This is a genomic window from Streptomyces sp. 8N616, from assembly GCF_052246385.1.
In the GTDB taxonomy this organism is placed as follows: Bacteria; Actinomycetota; Actinomycetes; order Streptomycetales; family Streptomycetaceae; genus Streptomyces.
The window spans coordinates 1-18568 of the sequence record NZ_JBQQBY010000017.1; the positions used below are offsets into that span (position 1 = coordinate 1).

Sequence of the window (18568 nt, forward strand, 5' to 3'; positions counted from 1 at the left end):
AACCCTCTGGGGTTGGGGACCCCCTGAGGGGGCCCCCCCCCCCTGGCGGCACGTTTCTTCAATTTCGGCTCAGCTGACGCGCGAGCGTCAGGCGTCTTCGTGCTGGACCGCCCTGCGGGCATCCGCGTCCAACACACCCCAGCTGATGAGCTGTTCGGTCAGCACCGAGGGCGACTGGTCGTAAATGACCGCGAGCGTACGCAGGTCGTCCTGGCGGATCGACAGCACCTTGCCGTTGTAGTCACCCCGCTGGCTCTGGATCGTCGCGGCATAGCGCTGCAGCGGACCCGCTTTCTCGGCCGGCACGTGGGCCAGCCGCTCCAGGTCCAGCACCAGCTTCGGCGGCGGCTCTGCCGCACCGCCGGGAGTGGTGCCCGGCAGCAGCTCCTGCACCGGGACGCCGTAGAAGTCCGCCAGCTCCGCGAGGCGCTGCACGGTCACCGCTCGGTCGCCACGCTCGTACGAGCCGACGACGACGGCCTTCCAGCGTCCCTGCGACTTCTCCTCGACGCCGTGAAGGGAAAGGCCCTGCTGGGTGCGGATGGCGCGAAGCTTGGCCCCGAGCTGTTTGGCGTATTCGCTGGACATATAGCTCCCCGGAAGAAGGCTGGTAACTCACTGTGAGGTTACGCAGCGTAATCTGACTTAGTCAAGCGGAACGGGTCCAGACCGGGGGTCCTCAGTGGTCAGGGGCGGTCCCGGGGGCGCTGCCGGGCACGCATGCGCCCCCTGGTACCGTGGGCGATGCACATCCCGACGTCCTTTAAGGTCCGTCCCGTGAGGCGGAGAAGGAGGTCCGTTTCGTATGGACGCATCCAGCCCCCGGGGTCCGGCTCACGCCCGCCCCGTTCTCGAGGCTCCCGACATCGACCGGGTCCTCACCCGCATCGCCCACGAGATCGTCGAGCGCGCCAAGGGCGCCGACGACGTGGTGCTTCTCGGCATCCCCACCCGCGGTGTCTTCCTGGCCCGCCGACTGGCCGCCAAGCTCGAGGAGATCACCGGCCGCCCCGCGCCCGTCGGCTCCCTCGACATCACCATGTACCGCGACGACCTGCGGCTGCGCCCCGCCCGTGCCCTCGCGCGGACGGACATCCCCGGCGACGGCGTCGACGGCCGCCTGGTCGTCCTGGTCGACGACGTGCTCTTCTCCGGCCGTACGATCCGCGCCGCGCTCGACGCGCTGGGCGACATCGGCCGCCCCCGCGCCGTACAGCTCGCGGTCCTCGTCGACCGCGGCCACCGCGAACTGCCCATCCGCGCCGACTACGTCGGCAAGAACCTCCCCACGTCGCTGCGGGAGACGGTGAAGGTCCAGCTGACCGAGGAGGACGGCCGCGACAGCGTGCTCCTCGGCGTACGCGAGACCGCCTCGGCCGTCGAGCAGTAGCGCCCCGTCCGCGGCCCCCGGTGACCCCGGGACCGTGCCCACGCGCGCCCACCCGCACACCTCACTCCCACCCACGGAGCCACCAGATGAAGCGCCACCTCATCTCGGCCGCCGACCTCTCGCGCGACGACGCCGTCCTGATCCTCGACACCGCCGAGGAGATGGCCAGGGTCGCCGACCGGCCGATCAAGAAGCTGCCGACCCTTCGCGGCCGCACGGTCGTCAACCTCTTCTTCGAGGACTCGACCCGCACCCGGATCTCCTTCGAGGCCGCCGCCAAGCGCCTCTCGGCCGACGTCATCAACTTCTCCGCCAAGGGGTCCTCGGTCTCCAAGGGCGAGTCGCTCAAGGACACCGCGCTGACCCTCGAGGCGATGGGCGCGGACGCCGTGGTCATCCGCCACTACGCCTCCGGGGCCCCGCACCGGCTCGCCACCTCCGGCTGGATCAACGGCTCGGTCGTCAACGCCGGTGACGGCACGCACGAGCACCCCACCCAGGCGCTGCTCGACGCGTTCACGATGCGCCGCCACCTCGCGGGCGCCCCCGACGGCGGCCCGACGCACCACCAGGGCCCCGGGGACGGCACGGGACGCGACCTCGCGGGCCGCCGTATCACCATCGTCGGCGACATCCTGCACAGCCGGGTCGCCCGCTCGAACGTCCACCTGCTGCACACCCTCGGCGCCGAGGTCACCCTCATCGCGCCGCCCACCCTGCTGCCGATCGGCGTCGAGACCTGGCCGTGCGAGGTGGGGTACGACCTGGACGCCGTCCTGCCGAAGTCCGATGCCGTGATGATGCTGCGCGTCCAGCGGGAGCGCATGAACGCCGCGTTCTTCCCCACCGAGCGCGAGTACGCCCGCCGGTACGGGCTCGACGGCGACCGGATGGCCCGTATGCCCGAGCACGCCGTGGTCATGCACCCCGGCCCGATGAACCGGGGCATGGAGATCACCGCCGAGGTGGCCGACTCGCCGCGCTGCACGGCCGTCGAGCAGGTCGCCAACGGCGTCAGCATCCGGATGGCCGTCCTCTACCTGCTGCTCGGCGGTGCCGAGCCGGCCCCCTCGACGACCTCCACCCCTTCGACCGCTCGCACCGAGGAGACCAAGCAAGCATGAGCAAGACCCTGATCCGCGGTGCGAAGATCCTCGGCGGCGAGCCGCAGGACGTCCTCATCACGGACGAGACCATCACGGCCGTCGCCCCCGCCCGCCGGGGCGACAGCGATCTGACCGTCTCGAGCGCCGAGGGCGCCACCGTCATCGAGGCGGAGGGCAAGATCCTGCTGCCCGGTCTCGTCGATCTCCACACCCACCTGCGCGAGCCCGGCCGCGAGGACTCCGAGACCGTCCTCACCGGCACCCGCGCCGCCGCCATCGGCGGCTTCACCGCCGTGCACGCCATGGCCAACACCTTCCCGGTCGCCGACACCGCGGGCGTCGTCGAGCAGGTCTGGCGGCTCGGCAGGAGCCACGGCTACTGCGACGTCCAGCCGGTCGGCGCCGTCACCGTCGGCCTGGAGGGCAAGAAGCTCGCCGAGCTCGGTGCCATGCACGACTCGGCCGCGGGCGTCCGCGTCTTCTCCGACGACGGCAAGTGCGTGGACGACGCCGTGATCATGCGGCGGGCGCTGGAGTACGTGAAGGCCTTCGACGGCGTCATCGCGCAGCACGCCCAGGAGCCCCGCCTCACCGAGGGCGCCCAGATGAACGAGGGCATCGTCTCCGCCGAGCTCGGCCTCGGCGGCTGGCCCGCGGTCGCCGAGGAGTCGATCATCTCCCGCGATGTGCTGCTGGCCGCTCACGTCGGCTCCCGCGTGCACATCTGCCACCTCTCCACCGCCGGTTCCGTCGAGATCGTCCGCTGGGCCAAGTCCAAGGGGTGGGACGTGACCGCCGAGGTCACCCCGCACCACCTGCTGCTCACCGACGAGCTCGTGCGGTCGTACAACCCCGTCTACAAGGTGAACCCGCCGCTGCGCACCGAGGCCGACGTCATGGCCCTGCGCGAGGCCCTCGCCGACGGCACGATCGACTGCGTCGCCACCGACCACGCCCCGCACCCGCACGAGGACAAGGACTGCGAGTGGGCCGCAGCGGCCATGGGCATGGTCGGCCTGGAGACCGCGCTCTCCGTCGTCCAGCAGACGATGGTCGATACCGGTCTCATCGACTGGGCCCAGGTCGCCGACCGGATGTCCTTCCGCCCGGCCGCCATCGGCCGCCTCGAGGGCCACGGGCGGCCCATCGCGACGGGCGAGCCCGCGAACCTGACACTCGTGGATCCGGCTTACCGTGGTGTCGTGGACCCCGCGGGCTTCGCCTCCCGCAGCCGCAACAGCCCGTACGAGGGACGCGAGCTGCCGGGGCGCGTCACCCACACCTTCCTGCGGGGCCGGGCGAAGGTCGTGGACGGGAAGCTGGCGTGACTCCTCTCATCAATCTTGCTGCCGGGCAGAGGTCCCAGGAGGTCACCGAGCTGGCCGCGCGCATCGGCTGGGTCGTGGGCCTGCTGCTCTTCATCGCGCTCCTGTACTGGCTGATGCGCGAGGGCTGGAAGTGGCGCGGCCTGCTGCAGTCCGACCTGCCGGAGCCGCACGCGGCGCCCGACGCACTGTCCGAGGCGAAGCTCTCCATGACCGGCCGATACCACGGTTCGACGACCGCGGGCCAGTGGCTCGATCGGATCGTCGCCCACGGCCTGGGCACCCGCAGCCGCGCCGAGCTGACGCTCACCGACGAGGGCCTGGCCGTCGTTCGCCCCGGCGCGCGGGACTTCTTCGTGCCCGCGGACGCGCTGCGCGGCGCCCGGCTCGACAAGGGCATCGCGGGCAAGGTCCTCACCGAGGGCGGCCTGCTGGTCATCACCTGGCAGCACGGCGAGAAGCTGATCGACTCCGGCTTCCGCTCCGACCGCTCGGCCGAGCACCCCGCCTGGGTCGAGGCCCTGAACCACCTGAACACCACGACGGAAGGCGCACGATGACGACCTCCACCCGGGGGGCCAGGACCCCCGCCGTACTCGTCCTGGAGGACGGCCGCACCTTCCGCGGCCGTGCCTACGGGGCCGTGGGGGAGACCTTCGGCGAGGCCGTCTTCTCCACCGGCATGACCGGCTACCAGGAGACCCTGACCGACCCGTCGTACCACCGCCAGGTCGTCGTCATGACCGCCCCCCACGTCGGCAACACCGGCGTCAACGACGAGGACCCCGAGTCCAAGCGCATCTGGGTCTCCGGTTACGTCGTACGCGACCCCGCGCGCGTGCCGTCCAACTGGCGCGCCGTCCGCAGCCTCGACGAGGAACTCACCGCCCAGGGCGTCGTCGGCATCAGCGGCATCGACACCCGGGCGCTCACCCGCCACCTGCGCGAGCGCGGCGCCATGCGCGTCGGCATCTTCTCCGGCCCTGCGTTGGTCGGCGCCTCCGGCGCGGGGATCGCCGACGAGGCCACGCTGCTCGCCAAGGTCCAGGCCTCGCCCCAGATGAAGGGCGCGGACCTGTGCGGCGAGGTCGCCACCCCCGAGGCGTACGTCGTCCCCGCCATCGGAGCCAAGAAGTTCACCGTCGCCGCCGTCGACCTCGGTATCAAGGGCATGACCCCGCACCGGATGGCCCAGCGCGGCATCGAGGTGCACGTGCTGCCCGCCTCGGCCACCGTCGACGACGTCTACGCGGTCCGGCCCGACGGCGTCTTCTTCTCCAACGGCCCCGGCGACCCGGCCACCGCCGGCCACCCGGTCTCGGTCATGCAGGGCGTGCTGGAGCGGAAGACCCCGCTCTTCGGCATCTGCTTCGGCAACCAGATCCTCGGCCGCGCGCTCGGCTTCGGCACCTACAAGCTGAAGTACGGCCACCGCGGCATCAACCAGCCGGTCCAGGACCGCACCACCGGCAAGGTCGAGGTCACCGCGCACAACCACGGCTTCGCCGTCGACGCTCCGCTCGACCGCGACTCCGACACGGCGTACGGGCGCGTCCAGGTCTCGCACGTCTGCCTCAACGACGGCGTGGTCGAGGGCCTCCAGTGCCTCGACGTCCCGGCGTTCAGCGTCCAGTACCACCCCGAAGCGGCCGCGGGTCCGCACGACGCCGCGTACCTGTTCGACCGCTTCGTCTCCCTGATGGAGGGCCAGCGTGCCTAAGCGCACCGACATCCAGTCCGTTCTGGTCATCGGGTCGGGACCGATCGTCATCGGCCAGGCCGCCGAGTTCGACTACTCCGGCACCCAGGCCTGCCGCATCCTGCGGGCCGAGGGCATGCGGGTCGTCCTGGTCAACTCCAACCCGGCCACGATCATGACCGACCCGGAGATCGCCGACGCCACGTACGTCGAGCCGATCACCCCGGATATCGTCGAGAAGATCATCGCCAAGGAGCGCCCCGACGCGCTGCTGCCCACTCTCGGCGGCCAGACCGCGCTCAACACCGCGATCTCCCTCCACGAGGCGGGCACCCTCGACAAGTACGGCGTCGAACTGATCGGCGCCAACGTCCAGGCCATCCACAAGGGCGAGGACCGCGACCAGTTCAAGGACGTCGTCGAGGCGGTCAACGCCAAGATCGGCCATGGCGAGTCCGCCCGCTCGGTCATCTGCCACTCCATGGACGAGGTTCTGGCGGGCGTGGAGCAGCTCGGCGGCTACCCCGTCGTCGTACGGCCCTCCTTCACCATGGGCGGCGCGGGCTCGGGCTTCGCGCACGACGAGGACGAGCTGCGCCGTATCGCAGGCCAGGGCCTGACCCTGTCTCCCACCACCGAGGTGCTCCTCGAGGAGTCGATCCTCGGCTGGAAGGAGTACGAGCTGGAGCTGATGCGCGACAAGCACGACAACGTCGTGGTCGTCTGCTCCATCGAGAACTTCGACCCGATGGGCGTGCACACCGGCGACTCGATCACCGTCGCCCCGGCGATGACGCTGACCGACCGCGAGTACCAGATCCTGCGGGACATCGGCATCGCGGTCATCCGCGAGGTCGGCGTGGACACCGGCGGCTGCAACATCCAGTTCGCGGTCAACCCCGAGGACGGCCGGGTCATCGTCATCGAGATGAATCCGCGCGTCTCCCGGTCCTCCGCCCTGGCGTCGAAGGCCACCGGCTTCCCGATCGCGAAGATCGCGGCCAAGCTCGCCGTCGGCTACACACTCGACGAGATCCCGAACGACATCACCCGGGAGACCCCGGCGTCCTTCGAGCCCACGCTCGACTACGTCGTCGTCAAGGTGCCGCGGTTCGCGTTCGAGAAGTTCCCGGCCGCCGACGCCACCCTCACCACCACCATGAAGTCGGTCGGCGAGGCCATGGCCATCGGCCGTAACTTCCCCGAGGCGCTGCAGAAGGCCCTGCGCTCGCTGGAGAAGAAGGGCAGCCAGTTCTCCTTCACCGGACACCCGGGCGACAAGGGCGAGTTGCTGAACGCCGCCCGCATCCCGACCGACGGCCGGATCAATACGGTCATGCAGGCCATCCGCGCCGGGGCCGAGCCCAAGGAGATCTTCGACGCCACGAAGATCGACCCGTGGTTCACCGACCAGCTCTTCCTCATCAAGGAGATCGCGGACGAGGTCGCTGCGGCCGACAAGCTCCACCCCGAGCTGCTGGCCGAGGCCAAGCGCTACGGCTTCTCCGACGCCCAGCTCGCGCAGATCCGGGACCTGCGCGAGGACGTCGTCCGCGAGGTCCGGCACGCCCTCGGCATCCGCCCCGTCTACAAGACGGTCGACACCTGTGCCGCCGAATTCGCCGCCCGGACCCCGTACTTCTACTCCTCCTACGACGAGGAGACCGAGGTCGCGGCGCGCGAGAAGCCCGCCGTGATCATCCTCGGCTCCGGCCCCAACCGCATCGGCCAGGGCATCGAGTTCGACTACTCCTGCGTCCACGCCTCCTTCGCGCTGCACGACGCGGGCTACGAGACCGTCATGGTCAACTGCAACCCGGAGACCGTCTCCACCGACTACGACACCTCCGACCGGCTCTACTTCGAGCCGCTCACGCTGGAGGACGTACTGGAGATCGTCCACGCGGAGGAGCAGGCAGGGCCGGTCGCGGGCGTCATCGTCCAGCTCGGCGGCCAGACCCCGCTCGGCCTCGCGCAGGCCCTCAAGGACAACGGCGTGCCGATCGTCGGCACCTCGCCCGAGGCCATCCACCTCGCCGAGGAGCGCGGCGCCTTCGGCCGCGTCCTGAAGGAGGCCGGCCTCCCCGCCCCCAAGCACGGCACCGCCTTCTCCTTCGCCGAGGCACGCGAGATCGCCGAGGAGATCGGCTACCCGGTGCTCGTGCGCCCGTCGTACGTGCTCGGCGGCCGCGGCATGGAGATCGTCTACGACGAGGAGTCGCTGGCCGCGTATCTGGAGCGGCACGCGGGCCTGATCTCCGAACACCCCGTCCTCGTCGACCGGTTCCTCGACGACGCCATCGAGATCGACATCGACGCGCTCTACGACGGCACCGAGCTCTACCTCGGCGGCGTCATGGAGCACATCGAGGAGGCCGGCATCCACTCCGGCGACTCGGCCTGCGCACTGCCCCCGATCACCCTCGGCGGCTTCGACATCAAGCGGCTCAGGGCCTCCACCGAGGCCATCGCGCGCGGTGTCGGCGTCCGTGGCCTGATCAACATCCAGTTCGCGATGGCCGGGGACATCCTCTACGTCCTGGAGGCCAACCCGCGCGCGTCCCGTACGGTCCCCTTCACCTCCAAGGCCACCGCCGTGCCGCTGGCGAAGGCCGCCGCCCGCATCTCGCTGGGCGCGACCATCGCCGAGCTGCGCGCCGAAGGCCTGCTGCCGGCGAGCGGCGACGGCGGCACGCTGCCGCTCGACGCACCGATCTCCGTCAAGGAGGCCGTGATGCCGTGGAGCCGCTTCCGGGACGCCTCCGGGCGCGGTGTGGACACCGTCCTCGGTCCCGAGATGCGCTCCACCGGCGAGGTCATGGGCATCGACTCGGTGTTCGGCACGGCGTACGCGAAGTCGCAGGCCGGGGCGTACGGCGCGCTGCCGACCAAGGGCCGCGCCTTCGTCTCCGTCGCCAACCGCGACAAGCGCTCGATGATCTTCCCGGCGCGCGAGCTGGTCGCGCACGGCTTCGAGCTGCTCGCCACCTCCGGCACCGCCGAGGTGCTCAAGCGCAACGGCATCAACGCGACGGTCGTGCGCAAGCAGAGCGAGGGCGAGGGGCCGCACGGCGAGAAGACCATCGTCCAGCTGATCCACGACGGCCAGGTGGACCTGATCGTCAATACCCCGTACGGCACCGGCGGCCGCCTCGACGGCTACGACATCCGTACGGCGGCGGTCGCGCGCGGCGTGCCCTGCCTGACGACGGTCCAGGCCCTGGCCGCGGCCGTCCAGGGCATCGAGGCGCTCAGCCGCGGCGATGTCGGCGTCCGCTCCCTCCAGGAGCACGCGGAACATCTCACCGCCGCACGCGAGGCGTAAGCCCCTCCCGCCCACTCGCTCCTGAAAGGGGCGGGTGGGCGGCCTCTGGACACCCCCTCACGCCCGCGGAAGGCCGTCTCCACCCATGTACTCCCTCCTGTTCCGACTGATCTTCCGGCGGATGGACCCCGAGCAGGCCCACCACCTGGCCTTCTCCTGGATCCGCCTCGCCGCCCGCACCCCGGTGCTGCGCAGCGCCGTACGGGCCGCGCTCGCGCCCCGCTACGCCGGGCTGCGGACCACCGCGCTCGGCCTCGGGCACGCCGGGCCCTTCGGGCTGGCCGCGGGCTTCGACAAGAACGCGCTCGGCATCGACGGTCTCGCGATGCTCGGTTTCAGCCACGTCGAGATCGGCACCGTCACGGCCCAGCCACAGCCCGGCAACCCCCGGAAGCGGCTATTCCGGCTGGTCCGGGACCGCGCGCTGATCAACCGGATGGGCTTCAACAACGAGGGCTCCGCGGCCGTCGCCGCCCGGCTGGGCAGGCGCAGGGAGATCTTCCCTGTGGTCGTCGGCGTCAACATCGGCAAGACCAAGGCCGTCCCCGAGGAGGAGGCCGTCGCCGACTACGTGACCTCGACCGAGCGACTCGCCGCCCGCGCCGACTACCTGGTCGTCAACGTCAGCTCCCCGAACACCCCCGGACTGCGGAGCCTCCAGGCCGTCGAGCACCTGCGCCCGCTGCTCTCCGCCGTCCGCGAGGCGGCGGACCGCACGGTCACCGACCGCCGCGTCCCGCTGCTCGTCAAGATCGCACCGGACCTCGCGGACGAGGACGTGGACGCCGTCGCCGATCTCGCGGTCGAGCTGGACCTCGACGGGATCATCGCCACCAACACCACCATCGCCCGCGACGGCCTCGGCCTGACCACGGACAAGGCCACGGTCGAGGAGATCGGAGCCGGAGGCCTGTCGGGCGCGCCCCTCAAGGCCCGCTCCCTGGAGGTGCTGCGCCGGCTCTACGCGCGCGTGGGCGACCGGATCACCCTCGTCGGCGTCGGCGGGATCGAGACCGCCGACGACGCCTGGCAGCGCATCCTCGCCGGCGCCACCCTGGTCCAGGGCTACAGCGGCTTCATCTACGAAGGCCCCCGGTGGTGCCGGAAGATCAACGCCGGGCTCGCGGACCGCCTCGCCCGCAGCCCGTACGCCACCCTCGCCGACGCCGTCGGAGCCGAGACCCGTAAGGCGGCCGCCTGATGATCGAGCTCGAGCCCTTCGGCGCCCGGCTGCGCCGGGCCATGGATACCCGCGGCCCGCTGTGCGTCGGCATCGACCCGCACGCCTCGCTGCTCACCGGCTGGGGCCTGAACGACGACGTCGCAGGCCTGGAGCGGTTCACGCGTACGGTCGTCGGCGCCCTCGCCGACCGCGTCGCGGTCCTCAAGCCGCAGTCCGCGTTCTTCGAGCGCTTCGGCTCGAAGGGCATCGCCGTGCTGGAGCGCGCCGTCGCCGACGCCCGCTCCGCCGGAGCCCTGGTGATCATGGACGCCAAGCGCGGCGACATCGGCTCGACCATGGGCGCGTACGCCGAGACGTACCTCCACAAGGACAGCCCGCTGTTCTCGGACGCCGTCACCCTCAGCCCGTACCTCGGCTTCGGCTCGCTGCGCCCGGCGCTGGACGCGGCCGTGATCAACGGCTGCGGGGTCTTCGTCCTCGCCCTCACCTCCAACCCGGAGGGGGCCGAGGTGCAGCGCGCCACGGCCGTGGGCGGCCAGTCCCTCGCCCAGGTGATGCTCGACCACATGGCGGCCGAGAACGCGGGCGCGGAGCCGCTCGGCTCGGTCGGCGCGGTCGTGGGCGCCACCTTGGGGGCCGCCCGTGCCGATCTCGCCATCAACGGTCCGCTGCTCGCCCCCGGCATCGGCGCCCAGGGCGCGACCCCGGCCGACCTCCCCGGCGTCTTCGGCTCGGCAGTCCGCAACGTGGTGCCGAGCGTCAGCCGCGGGGTACTGCGCAACGGGCCGGACGCGGCGGGGCTGCGGGAGGCCGCGGCCCGCTTCGCGGACGAGGTACGGGCGGCCGTATACGGGGGGTAACGCGCGCCGGTCGGCGGCCGCGCGGCGCTCCCGACTCGTCCCTGTTGAACAATTTCGTGCGAAACCGGGGGGTATTTGTCCCAATTGTCCCAGTCAAGCGAGGCTGACCAGGACTTTTCGTTCGTTCTCGCTGACTGGAGCGCCCTCGGCCGCTAGTCTCCGTCGCAGAGCGAACGTGCAAGCGCGTTGCTCGTTGCTCCGCAGGTGTGGGGCGACTAGGTTCCAACCGGTCCGTATCCGACAGTTCGACATCCGAGGTGACGTAGGCGTGGCTCTTCCGCCCCTTACCCCTGAACAGCGCGCAGCCGCGCTCGAAAAGGCCGCCGCGGCTCGCCGGGAGCGGGCCGAGGTCAAGAATCGACTCAAGCACTCCGGCGCCTCGCTGCATGAGGTCATCAAGCAGGGCCAGGAGAACGATGTCATCGGAAAGATGAAGGTCTCCGCCCTCCTCGAGTCCTTGCCCGGCGTCGGCAAGGTCCGTGCCAAGCAGATCATGGAGCGGCTCGGCATTTCCGAGAGCCGCCGCGTACGCGGCCTCGGGTCCAACCAGATCGCGTCGCTTGAGCGCGAGTTCGGCGGCGCCGCCTCCTGATGTTCTCGGGCACCCCCGGGAACCTGGATAATCGCTGCATGAGCGAACGTCCGCGGCTGACCGTGCTCTCCGGCCCCTCCGGGGTCGGGAAGAGCACGGTCGTCGCCCATCTGCGCAAGGTCCACCCCGAGGTCTGGCTCTCGGTCTCGGCCACCACCCGCAAGCCCCGCCCCGGGGAGCGGCACGGCGTCCACTACTTCTTCGTCGACGACGAAGAGTTCGACAAGCTCATCGCCAACGGCGAGCTGCTGGAGTGGGCCGAGTTCGCGGGGAACCGGTACGGGACGCCGCGACGAGCGGTCCTGGAGCACCTGGAGGCGGGCCAGCCCGTGCTGCTGGAGATCGACCTTCAGGGTGCACGGCTGGTCCGCGAGTCCATGCCGGATGCGCTGCTGGTCTTCCTCGCCCCGCCGGGCTGGGAAGAGCTGGTCCGCCGGCTCACCGGCCGCGGCACCGAGCCGCCGGAGGTCATCGAGCGCCGGCTGGAGGTCGCCAAGACCGAGCTCGCGGCCGAGCCGGAGTTCGATACGACCCTGGTCAACACCTCGGTCGAGGACGTGGCGCGCGAGCTGCTAGCCTTGATGCAGAGTAATTGATCTTTTCCACCCTTTCGGAAGGTAGAGCGTGTCCTCTTCCATCACCGCGCCCGAGGGCATCATCAACCCGCCGATCGACGAGCTGCTCGAGGCCACCGACTCGAAGTACAGCCTCGTGATCTACGCGGCCAAGCGCGCGCGTCAGATCAACGCCTACTACTCCCAGCTCGGCGAGGGCCTGCTTGAGTACGTGGGCCCGCTCGTGGACACGCATGTGCACGAGAAGCCGCTCTCGATCGCCCTACGCGAGATCAATGCGGGTCTGCTGACCTCGGAGGCCGTCGAGGGCCCGGCGCAGTAAGTAGCATTAATCTCGGCTTTTCCACAGGCCCGGCGGTACGTCCGCCGGGCCTGTGGTGTGTCATAGACGCATGAGTGAGGCGATGGAAAAGCCAAAGGTCGTGCTGGGGGTCAGCGGCGGGATCGCCGCGTACAAGGCGTGCGAGCTCCTGCGCCGCCTGACCGAGTCCGGGCATGACGTACGGGTCGTGCCGACCGCCTCCGCGCTGCAGTTCGTCGGCGAGGCCACCTGGTCCGCGCTCTCCGGCAACCCCGTCTCCACCGAGGTGTGGGAGTCCGTCCACGAGGTGCCCCACGTCAGGATCGGCCAGGCCGCCGACCTTGTCGTGGTCGCCCCGGCCACCGCCGACATGCTCGCCAAGGCCGCCCACGGCATTGCCGACGACCTGCTCACCAACACGCTCCTCACCGCCCGCTGTCCGGTGATCTTCGCCCCGGCCATGCACACCGAGATGTGGGAACACCCGGCCACTCAGGAGAACGTCGCTACGCTGCGCCGCCGCGGCTCGATAGTCATCGAGCCCGCCGTCGGCCGGCTCACGGGCGTCGACACCGGCAAGGGGCGGCTCCCCGAGCCCGGCGAGATCTTCGATGTCTGCCGCCGCGTCCTCGCCCGCGGGGCCACCGGCGCCGAGCAGGACATGGCGGGCCTCCATGTCGTCGTGAGCGCGGGCGGCACCCGCGAGCCGCTCGACCCCGTGCGCTTCATCGGCAACCGCTCGTCCGGCAAGCAGGGCTACGCCCTGGCCCGTACGGCCGTCGCGCGCGGCGCCCGCGTGACGCTGGTCGCCGCCAACACCACCGGACTGCCGGACCCGGCGGGCGTCGATGTCGTCCCGGTCGGGACGGCCGTCCAGCTGCGCGAGGCGGTGCTCAAGGCCGCGGCCGACGCGGACGCCGTCGTCATGGCCGCCGCCGTCGCCGACTTCCGGCCCGCGCGCTACGCCGAAGGCAAGATCAAGAAGCAGGAGGGCGTGGAGCCCGAGCCGATCGCCCTGGTGCGCAACCCGGACGTGCTCGCCGAGATCTCCGCCGACCGGGCGCGGGCAGGACAGGTGATCGTCGGCTTCGCCGCCGAGACCGACGACGTCCTGGCCAACGGCCGCGCCAAACTGGCCCGCAAGCGCTGCGACCTGCTGGTTGTCAACGAGGTGGGGGAGCGCAGGACCTTCGGCTCCGAGGAGAACGAGGCCGTCGTGCTCGGCGCCGACGGCAGCGAGACCCCGGTGCCCTTCGGGCCGAAGGAGGCCCTGGCCGATAGGGTCTGGGACCTGGTGAGGGCACGCACCAGCTGATGTCTTCGCTTCGCTCCCGGAACGCCCGATTCCGGCCGACACGCCCGACTCGCGCTAGGGGAACGGGCGGCGAATGTCCAGTGAACGGCCGGTGCGCCAGGTCACAAGGCTCCCACGAAGCGAGATGCCATGTTCGTTCGTCGAAGGTGACGGATAAACTGGTGCCGGATCCGCGTCGGGCGCAGCCCCCGCACGGGTCCGCCTATGATCAGCCATGATCAGTCAGCAGCCGCTGCAACCCCAGGGAGCGATGTGTCCCGCCGCCTCTTCACCTCGGAGTCTGTGACCGAGGGCCACCCCGACAAGATCGCTGACCAGATCAGCGACACGATTCTCGACGCGTTGCTCAAGGAGGACCCGACCTCCCGGGTCGCCGTGGAGACCTTGATCACCACGGGCCTTGTGCACGTGGCCGGCGAGGTGACGACCAAGGCCTACGCGCCGATCGCCACGCTCGTCCGGAACAAGATCCTCGAGATCGGCTACGACTCCTCGAAGAAGGGCTTCGACGGCGCTTCCTGTGGTGTGTCGGTGTCCATCGGCGCGCAGTCGCCGGACATCGCGCAGGGCGTCGATGCCGCGTACGAGCAGCGGGTCGAGGGCGACGACGACGAGCTGGACCGGCAGGGCGCGGGCGACCAGGGCCTGATGTTCGGCTACGCCTGCGACGAGACGCCCGAGCTGATGCCGCTGCCGATCTACCTGGCGCACCGGCTCTCCCGGCGGCTGTCGGAGGTCCGGAAGAACGGGACCATCCCGTACCTGCGCCCGGACGGCAAGACCCAGGTCACCATCGAGTACGACGGCGACAAGGCCGTGCGTCTCGACACCGTCGTGGTCTCCTCGCAGCACGCCTCGGACATCGACCTGGACTCGCTCCTGGCGCCCGACGTCCGCGAGTTCGTCGTGGAGCATGTGCTGGAGCAGCTGGTCGAGGACGGCATCAAGCTGGACACCAACGGCTACCGGCTGCTGGTGAACCCGACCGGCCGTTTCGAGATCGGCGGCCCGATGGGCGACGCGGGCCTCACCGGCCGGAAGATCATCATCGACACCTACGGCGGCATGGCCCGCCACGGCGGCGGTGCCTTCTCCGGCAAGGACCCGTCCAAGGTCGACCGCTCGGCGGCGTACGCGATGCGCTGGGTCGCGAAGAACGTCGTCGCGGCGGGCCTCGCCTCGCGCTGCGAGGTGCAGGTCGCGTACGCGATCGGCAAGGCCGAGCCCGTCGGCCTTTTCGTGGAGACCTTCGGCACCGCCAAGGTGGAGGTCGACAAGATCGAGCAGGCCATCAGCGAGGTCTTCGACCTGCGCCCGGCCGCGATCATCCGCGACCTGGACCTGCTCCGTCCGATCTACGCCCAGACCGCGGCGTACGGCCACTTCGGCCGCGAGCTCCCGGACTTCACCTGGGAGCGCGCGGACCGCGTGGACGCGCTGAAGGCGGCGGCCGGTCTGTAGGCCTGACCTGAACAGCGCTGCGGCCCCGGACCGGGAGACGGTCCGGGGCCGCAGCGCTGTCGTACCGGCCGCTACCACGGGAATCCCTGCGGTACGTACGGCACGTTGGCGACTGCCCGGGCCGCGCCCAGGGCCCGACGACGCCGGCTCCACTCACGCGGCGCCCCGACCGTTTCCCCGGATGAGTCCGATTCGTGCCTTGGGGCTCGCGCGGGCCGGCAGAGAGACACGGTGGTGTCCTCAGGCATCGGCAGCTCGGGCCGGGCTGAGGCAGGTGGTTCACCCGCCGAGTATCCGTTCGGTTTCTGCTTCTCTGGGGCGTCGTCGTGTCGGTCCCGTCTGGTAGGACGGTGGGTGTGAGCAGCGAGAAAGGGCGGCCGGAGCGGGATCCGGCGCATGGCGCCCCGGCGGCGGAACCGCACGGGGGCGAGCAGCTCGCGCTCATTCGCGAGACCGTGCGCAAGACGAAGGCGCCGCGGGCCAAACCGCGCACCTGGCGCGGTGCCGCGCTCGCCGAGGAGCGGCCGGTGGCGCGGGTGCTCGTCGACAAGGGCCTGATCCACCTCGACCAGTACTTCGACTACGCCGTCCCCGCCGCGATGGACGCCGAGGCGCAGCCCGGTGCCCGCGTCCGCGTCCGTTTCGGAGCCCGGGTCGTGAAGGGACGGCGCGAGGGCGGGGAGCTGCACGACGGGTTCATCGTGGAGCGCCTCGCGGAGAGCGACTACCGCGGCCTGCTGGCCCCCATCGCCCAGGTGCTCTCCCCCGAACCGGTGCTGAGCCCCGGCCTGCTGGCCCTGTGCCGCGCGGTCGCCGACCGGTACGCGGGGGCGCTCGCCGACGTCGTACAGCTGGCCGTCCCCCCGCGTCGCGTACGCCCCGAGGCCGAGGCCGCCGCCGAACCGCTGCCGCCGCCCCCGGCACCGGCCCCCGGGACGTGGTCGCGATATGCCAGCGGCCCCGGCTATCTCCAGGCTCTGGCGCGCGGCGACTCCCCGCGGGCGGTGTGGACCGCGCTGCCGGGGCCCCACTGGGCGGACGAGCTCGCGCGGGCCGCCGCGGCGGCGCTCGCCTCCGGGCGCGGCGCGCTCGTCGTCGTGCCGGACGGGCGTACGGCGGGGCGCGTCGACGCCGCGCTCACCGCACTGATCGGCGCCGGGCGTCATGTGCTGCTCACCGCCGACAGCGGCCCCGAGGAGCGCTACCGCAGATGGCTCGCGGTCAGCCGAGGCTCCGTGCGGGCCGTGGTCGGCACCCGGGCCGCCATGTTCGCCCCCGTGCGCGACCTGGGCCTCGCCGCCATCTGGGACGACGGGGACTCCAGCCACAGCGAGCAGCACGCCCCGCAGCCGCACGCGCGTGAGGTGCTGCTGCTGCGCGCCGCCCACGAGAAGGCCGCGTTCCTGCTCGGCGGTGTCGGCTGCACGGTCGAGGGCGCGCAGCTCGTCGAGACCGGCTGGGCGCTGCCGCTCGCGGCGCCGAGGGACCAGGTCCGCGCCGCGGCGCCCCTGATCCGTACGGTCGGCGATGCCGATCTGGCGCGCGACGAGGCCGCCCGCGCCGCCCGGCTGCCGACCCTGGCCTGGCAGGTGGTGCGGGAGGGCCTGCGTACGGGCCCGGTGCTGATCCAGGTGCCCCGGCGCGGGTACGTGCCGAGGCTGTCCTGTGAGCGGTGCCGGACCCCGGCCCGCTGTGGGCAGTGCGCCGGTCCGCTCGAGGCGGAGGAGGCGCAGGAGGGGCAGGACGGGGGCGGGCTGCGATGCGGGTGGTGCGGGCGTGCCGAGACGTCATGGCACTGCGCCGAGTGCGGGGGAGCGCGCCTGCGTGCACAGATCGTCGGTGCGCGGCGCACGGCCGAGGAGCTGGGCAGGGCCTTCCCCGCGGTTACGGTACGGACCTCGGGCCGCGACCACGTTCTGGACACCGTCCCGGACCGGCCCGCCCTGGTCGTCAGCACGCCGGGCGCGGAGCCGGTCGCCGAGGGCGGTTATGCCGCCGCGTTGCTGCTCGACGGCTGGGCCATGCTCGGCCGCCCCGACCTGCGGGCGGGAGAGGAGGCGCTGCGCCGCTGGCTGGGTGCGGCCTCACTCGTGCGCGGCCAGGAGGACGGGGGCACGGTGGTCGTCGTCGCTGAGCCGACGCTGCGGCCCGTACAGGCCCTGGTCCGCTGGGACCCGGCGGGCCATGCGATGCGGGAGCTCGCCGAGCGGGCCCAGCTGGGGTTCCCGCCGGTCTCCCGGATCGCGGCGGTGGCCGGGCGCCCCGAGGACGTTCAGGACCTGGTCACCTCGGCCGAACTCCCGGAGGGCACGGAGGTGTTGGGGCCTGTGCCGCTGCCGGTGACGGAGTCGGGCCGCCCGCGCCGCCCGGGGGATCCCCCGCCGGGGGAGAGCTGGGAACGCGCCCTGCTGCGCGTCCGGCCAGGCAGCGGCGCGGCCCTTGCGGCTGCCCTCAAGGCGGGCCAGGCTTCCCGCGCGGTCCGCCGCGAGGGCGACCCCGTCCGCGTCCGCATCGACCCACCGGATCTCGGCTGACGGTGGGGCGGCGCACCGGGGAAGACTCCCGGGTCCGGCCGCCAACCGCCCGTGGCAGCCCACTCGTTCGGGGCTGGGGGCGACATACGGACGCCGGGCCGGTCAGGCCTCGTCAGCCGTGCCGCGGACCAGGGAGGGCCGTGGGGCGGGGTTCTTCGCGGACGGGGGAGGGAGCGGGCCGCGGTGGCATCGAGCGGGCCGCGGGGACGGCGGGCTGTGGCGCGCCGTGCCGGATGCCGGACGGCGCCGGCGCGATCGGCACGGTGGGGCCGTCCGCCGTCGTACGGGCCGGGTTCTCGTTCTCGGGGCCGCTCTGCGCGGTCGCGCGGCGTGAGCCGTAACGGCGGTGCACCGCCTGCTTCGTCACCCCGAGCGCCGAGCCCACCGCGTCCCAGGAGAAGCCCAGTGAGCGGTCGAAGTCGACGGCCGCCGTGACCAGTGTCTCTACGCTGTCGCGCAGCTCCTGGGCGAGCCGCACCGTGGGCGCGGGCGCCCTCCCGTAGACGACGAAGCCCGCGGACGGGCCGGTGCGCCGCGGCCGGTAGACGTTGCCCAGCTGGGCGGTGAGCGTGCGCAGTGCGTCCACCTGCCGGCGGACCCGCTCGATGTCCCGCACCAGCAGGTGCAGGCTGGCCCGAGCCTGGGCGTCGTGGGTTGCGTGGTCGGCCATGAACAAGCCTCTCGAACCGGCGTTGAAAAGGAGCGGGCCGCGACTGCGGCCCGTGCGGTCAATCTCTCTTGACCGGACCAACGCGGGACCTGCCTTCGGGGTCACGGCCCCGGGAGCGTGGACCCGTGGCCGATGGGCGGACGGGAGTGGGTACGGCCTGGGCCGGGCGCGGGCCGTACCGCGGCAGGTTGGGCCCGGGGGCGAGCCCATAGACTGGTGCGCTCCGCACCCG

Annotated in this window: 16 protein-coding genes; 14 read left to right on the forward strand and 2 right to left on the reverse strand. The window is 71.8% G+C overall.

Going from position 1 to position 18568, the window contains the following annotated elements; translation table 11 throughout:
- Nucleotides 1–87: 87 nt before the first annotated feature.
- Complete coding sequence (gene bldD, locus ACTWQC_RS17235; protein WP_004948690.1) at nucleotides 88–588, reverse strand: transcriptional regulator BldD; 501 nt, start codon at nucleotides 586–588, stop codon at nucleotides 88–90.
- 217 nt (nucleotides 589–805) lie between these two features.
- Here bldD and pyrR point away from each other — a divergent pair, with 217 nt between their 5' ends.
- The 14 genes from pyrR to ACTWQC_RS17305 all read left to right on the forward strand — a co-directional run bounded on the left by pyrR (nucleotide 806) and on the right by ACTWQC_RS17305 (nucleotide 17666).
- Nucleotides 806–1390: a bifunctional pyr operon transcriptional regulator/uracil phosphoribosyltransferase PyrR gene (gene pyrR / locus ACTWQC_RS17240; RefSeq protein WP_443316583.1), complete on the forward strand. Its 585-nt coding sequence runs from the start codon at nucleotides 806–808 to the stop codon at nucleotides 1388–1390.
- Between the two features lie 86 nt (nucleotides 1391–1476).
- A complete protein-coding gene (locus tag ACTWQC_RS17245; protein ID WP_443316584.1) occupies nucleotides 1477–2514 on the forward strand; it encodes an aspartate carbamoyltransferase catalytic subunit in 1038 nt (345 codons plus the stop codon).
- Complete coding sequence (locus ACTWQC_RS17250; RefSeq protein ID WP_443316585.1) at nucleotides 2511–3824, forward strand: dihydroorotase; 1314 nt, start codon at nucleotides 2511–2513, stop codon at nucleotides 3822–3824. The genes ACTWQC_RS17245 and ACTWQC_RS17250 overlap by 4 nt, the downstream gene beginning before the upstream one ends.
- Nucleotides 3821–4381 (forward strand): PH-like domain-containing protein, encoded by a 561-nt coding sequence (locus ACTWQC_RS17255; protein ID WP_443316586.1) that lies wholly within the window; start codon nucleotides 3821–3823, stop codon nucleotides 4379–4381. Before ACTWQC_RS17250 ends, ACTWQC_RS17255 begins: the two co-directional genes overlap by 4 nt.
- Complete coding sequence (gene carA, locus ACTWQC_RS17260; RefSeq protein WP_443316587.1) at nucleotides 4378–5541, forward strand: glutamine-hydrolyzing carbamoyl-phosphate synthase small subunit; 1164 nt, start codon at nucleotides 4378–4380, stop codon at nucleotides 5539–5541. The genes ACTWQC_RS17255 and carA overlap by 4 nt, the downstream gene beginning before the upstream one ends.
- Nucleotides 5534–8845, forward strand: coding sequence for a carbamoyl-phosphate synthase large subunit (gene carB, locus ACTWQC_RS17265; protein WP_443316588.1), 3312 nt, complete (start codon nucleotides 5534–5536; stop codon nucleotides 8843–8845). The genes carA and carB overlap by 8 nt, the downstream gene beginning before the upstream one ends.
- Nucleotides 8846–8930: 85 nt before the next feature.
- Nucleotides 8931–10046 (forward strand): quinone-dependent dihydroorotate dehydrogenase, encoded by a 1116-nt coding sequence (locus ACTWQC_RS17270; RefSeq protein ID WP_443316589.1) that lies wholly within the window; start codon nucleotides 8931–8933, stop codon nucleotides 10044–10046.
- Between the two features lie 2 nt (nucleotides 10047–10048).
- Nucleotides 10049–10888: an orotidine-5'-phosphate decarboxylase gene (gene pyrF / locus ACTWQC_RS17275; protein WP_443316722.1), complete on the forward strand. Its 840-nt coding sequence runs from the start codon at nucleotides 10049–10051 to the stop codon at nucleotides 10886–10888.
- 268 nt (nucleotides 10889–11156) lie between these two features.
- A complete protein-coding gene (locus ACTWQC_RS17280; protein WP_055492888.1) occupies nucleotides 11157–11480 on the forward strand; it encodes an integration host factor in 324 nt (107 codons plus the stop codon).
- 38 nt (nucleotides 11481–11518) lie between these two features.
- Nucleotides 11519–12076, forward strand: a complete 558-nt coding sequence (gene gmk, locus ACTWQC_RS17285) for a guanylate kinase (protein ID WP_443316590.1) — start codon at nucleotides 11519–11521, stop codon at nucleotides 12074–12076.
- A 28-nt stretch (nucleotides 12077–12104) separates the two neighbouring features.
- Nucleotides 12105–12377 (forward strand): DNA-directed RNA polymerase subunit omega, encoded by a 273-nt coding sequence (gene rpoZ, locus ACTWQC_RS17290; protein WP_003982715.1) that lies wholly within the window; start codon nucleotides 12105–12107, stop codon nucleotides 12375–12377.
- A gap of 82 nt (nucleotides 12378–12459) precedes the next feature.
- Nucleotides 12460–13671, forward strand: coding sequence for a bifunctional phosphopantothenoylcysteine decarboxylase/phosphopantothenate--cysteine ligase CoaBC (gene coaBC, locus ACTWQC_RS17295; RefSeq protein ID WP_443316723.1), 1212 nt, complete (start codon nucleotides 12460–12462; stop codon nucleotides 13669–13671).
- A 252-nt stretch (nucleotides 13672–13923) separates the two neighbouring features.
- The gene (metK, locus tag ACTWQC_RS17300) at nucleotides 13924–15132 is read left to right on the forward strand and encodes a methionine adenosyltransferase (RefSeq protein WP_443316591.1); all 1209 of its coding nucleotides are present in this window, start codon (nucleotides 13924–13926) and stop codon (nucleotides 15130–15132) included.
- 356 nt (nucleotides 15133–15488) lie between these two features.
- Nucleotides 15489–17666, forward strand: a complete 2178-nt coding sequence (locus tag ACTWQC_RS17305) for a primosomal protein N' (RefSeq protein ID WP_443316592.1) — start codon at nucleotides 15489–15491, stop codon at nucleotides 17664–17666.
- Between the two features lie 112 nt (nucleotides 17667–17778).
- On the opposite strand, the gene ACTWQC_RS17310 is transcribed toward ACTWQC_RS17305, so the two are convergent.
- Nucleotides 17779–18336, reverse strand: coding sequence for a hypothetical protein (locus ACTWQC_RS17310; protein WP_443316593.1), 558 nt, complete (start codon nucleotides 18334–18336; stop codon nucleotides 17779–17781).
- Nucleotides 18337–18568: the final 232 nt, after the last annotated feature.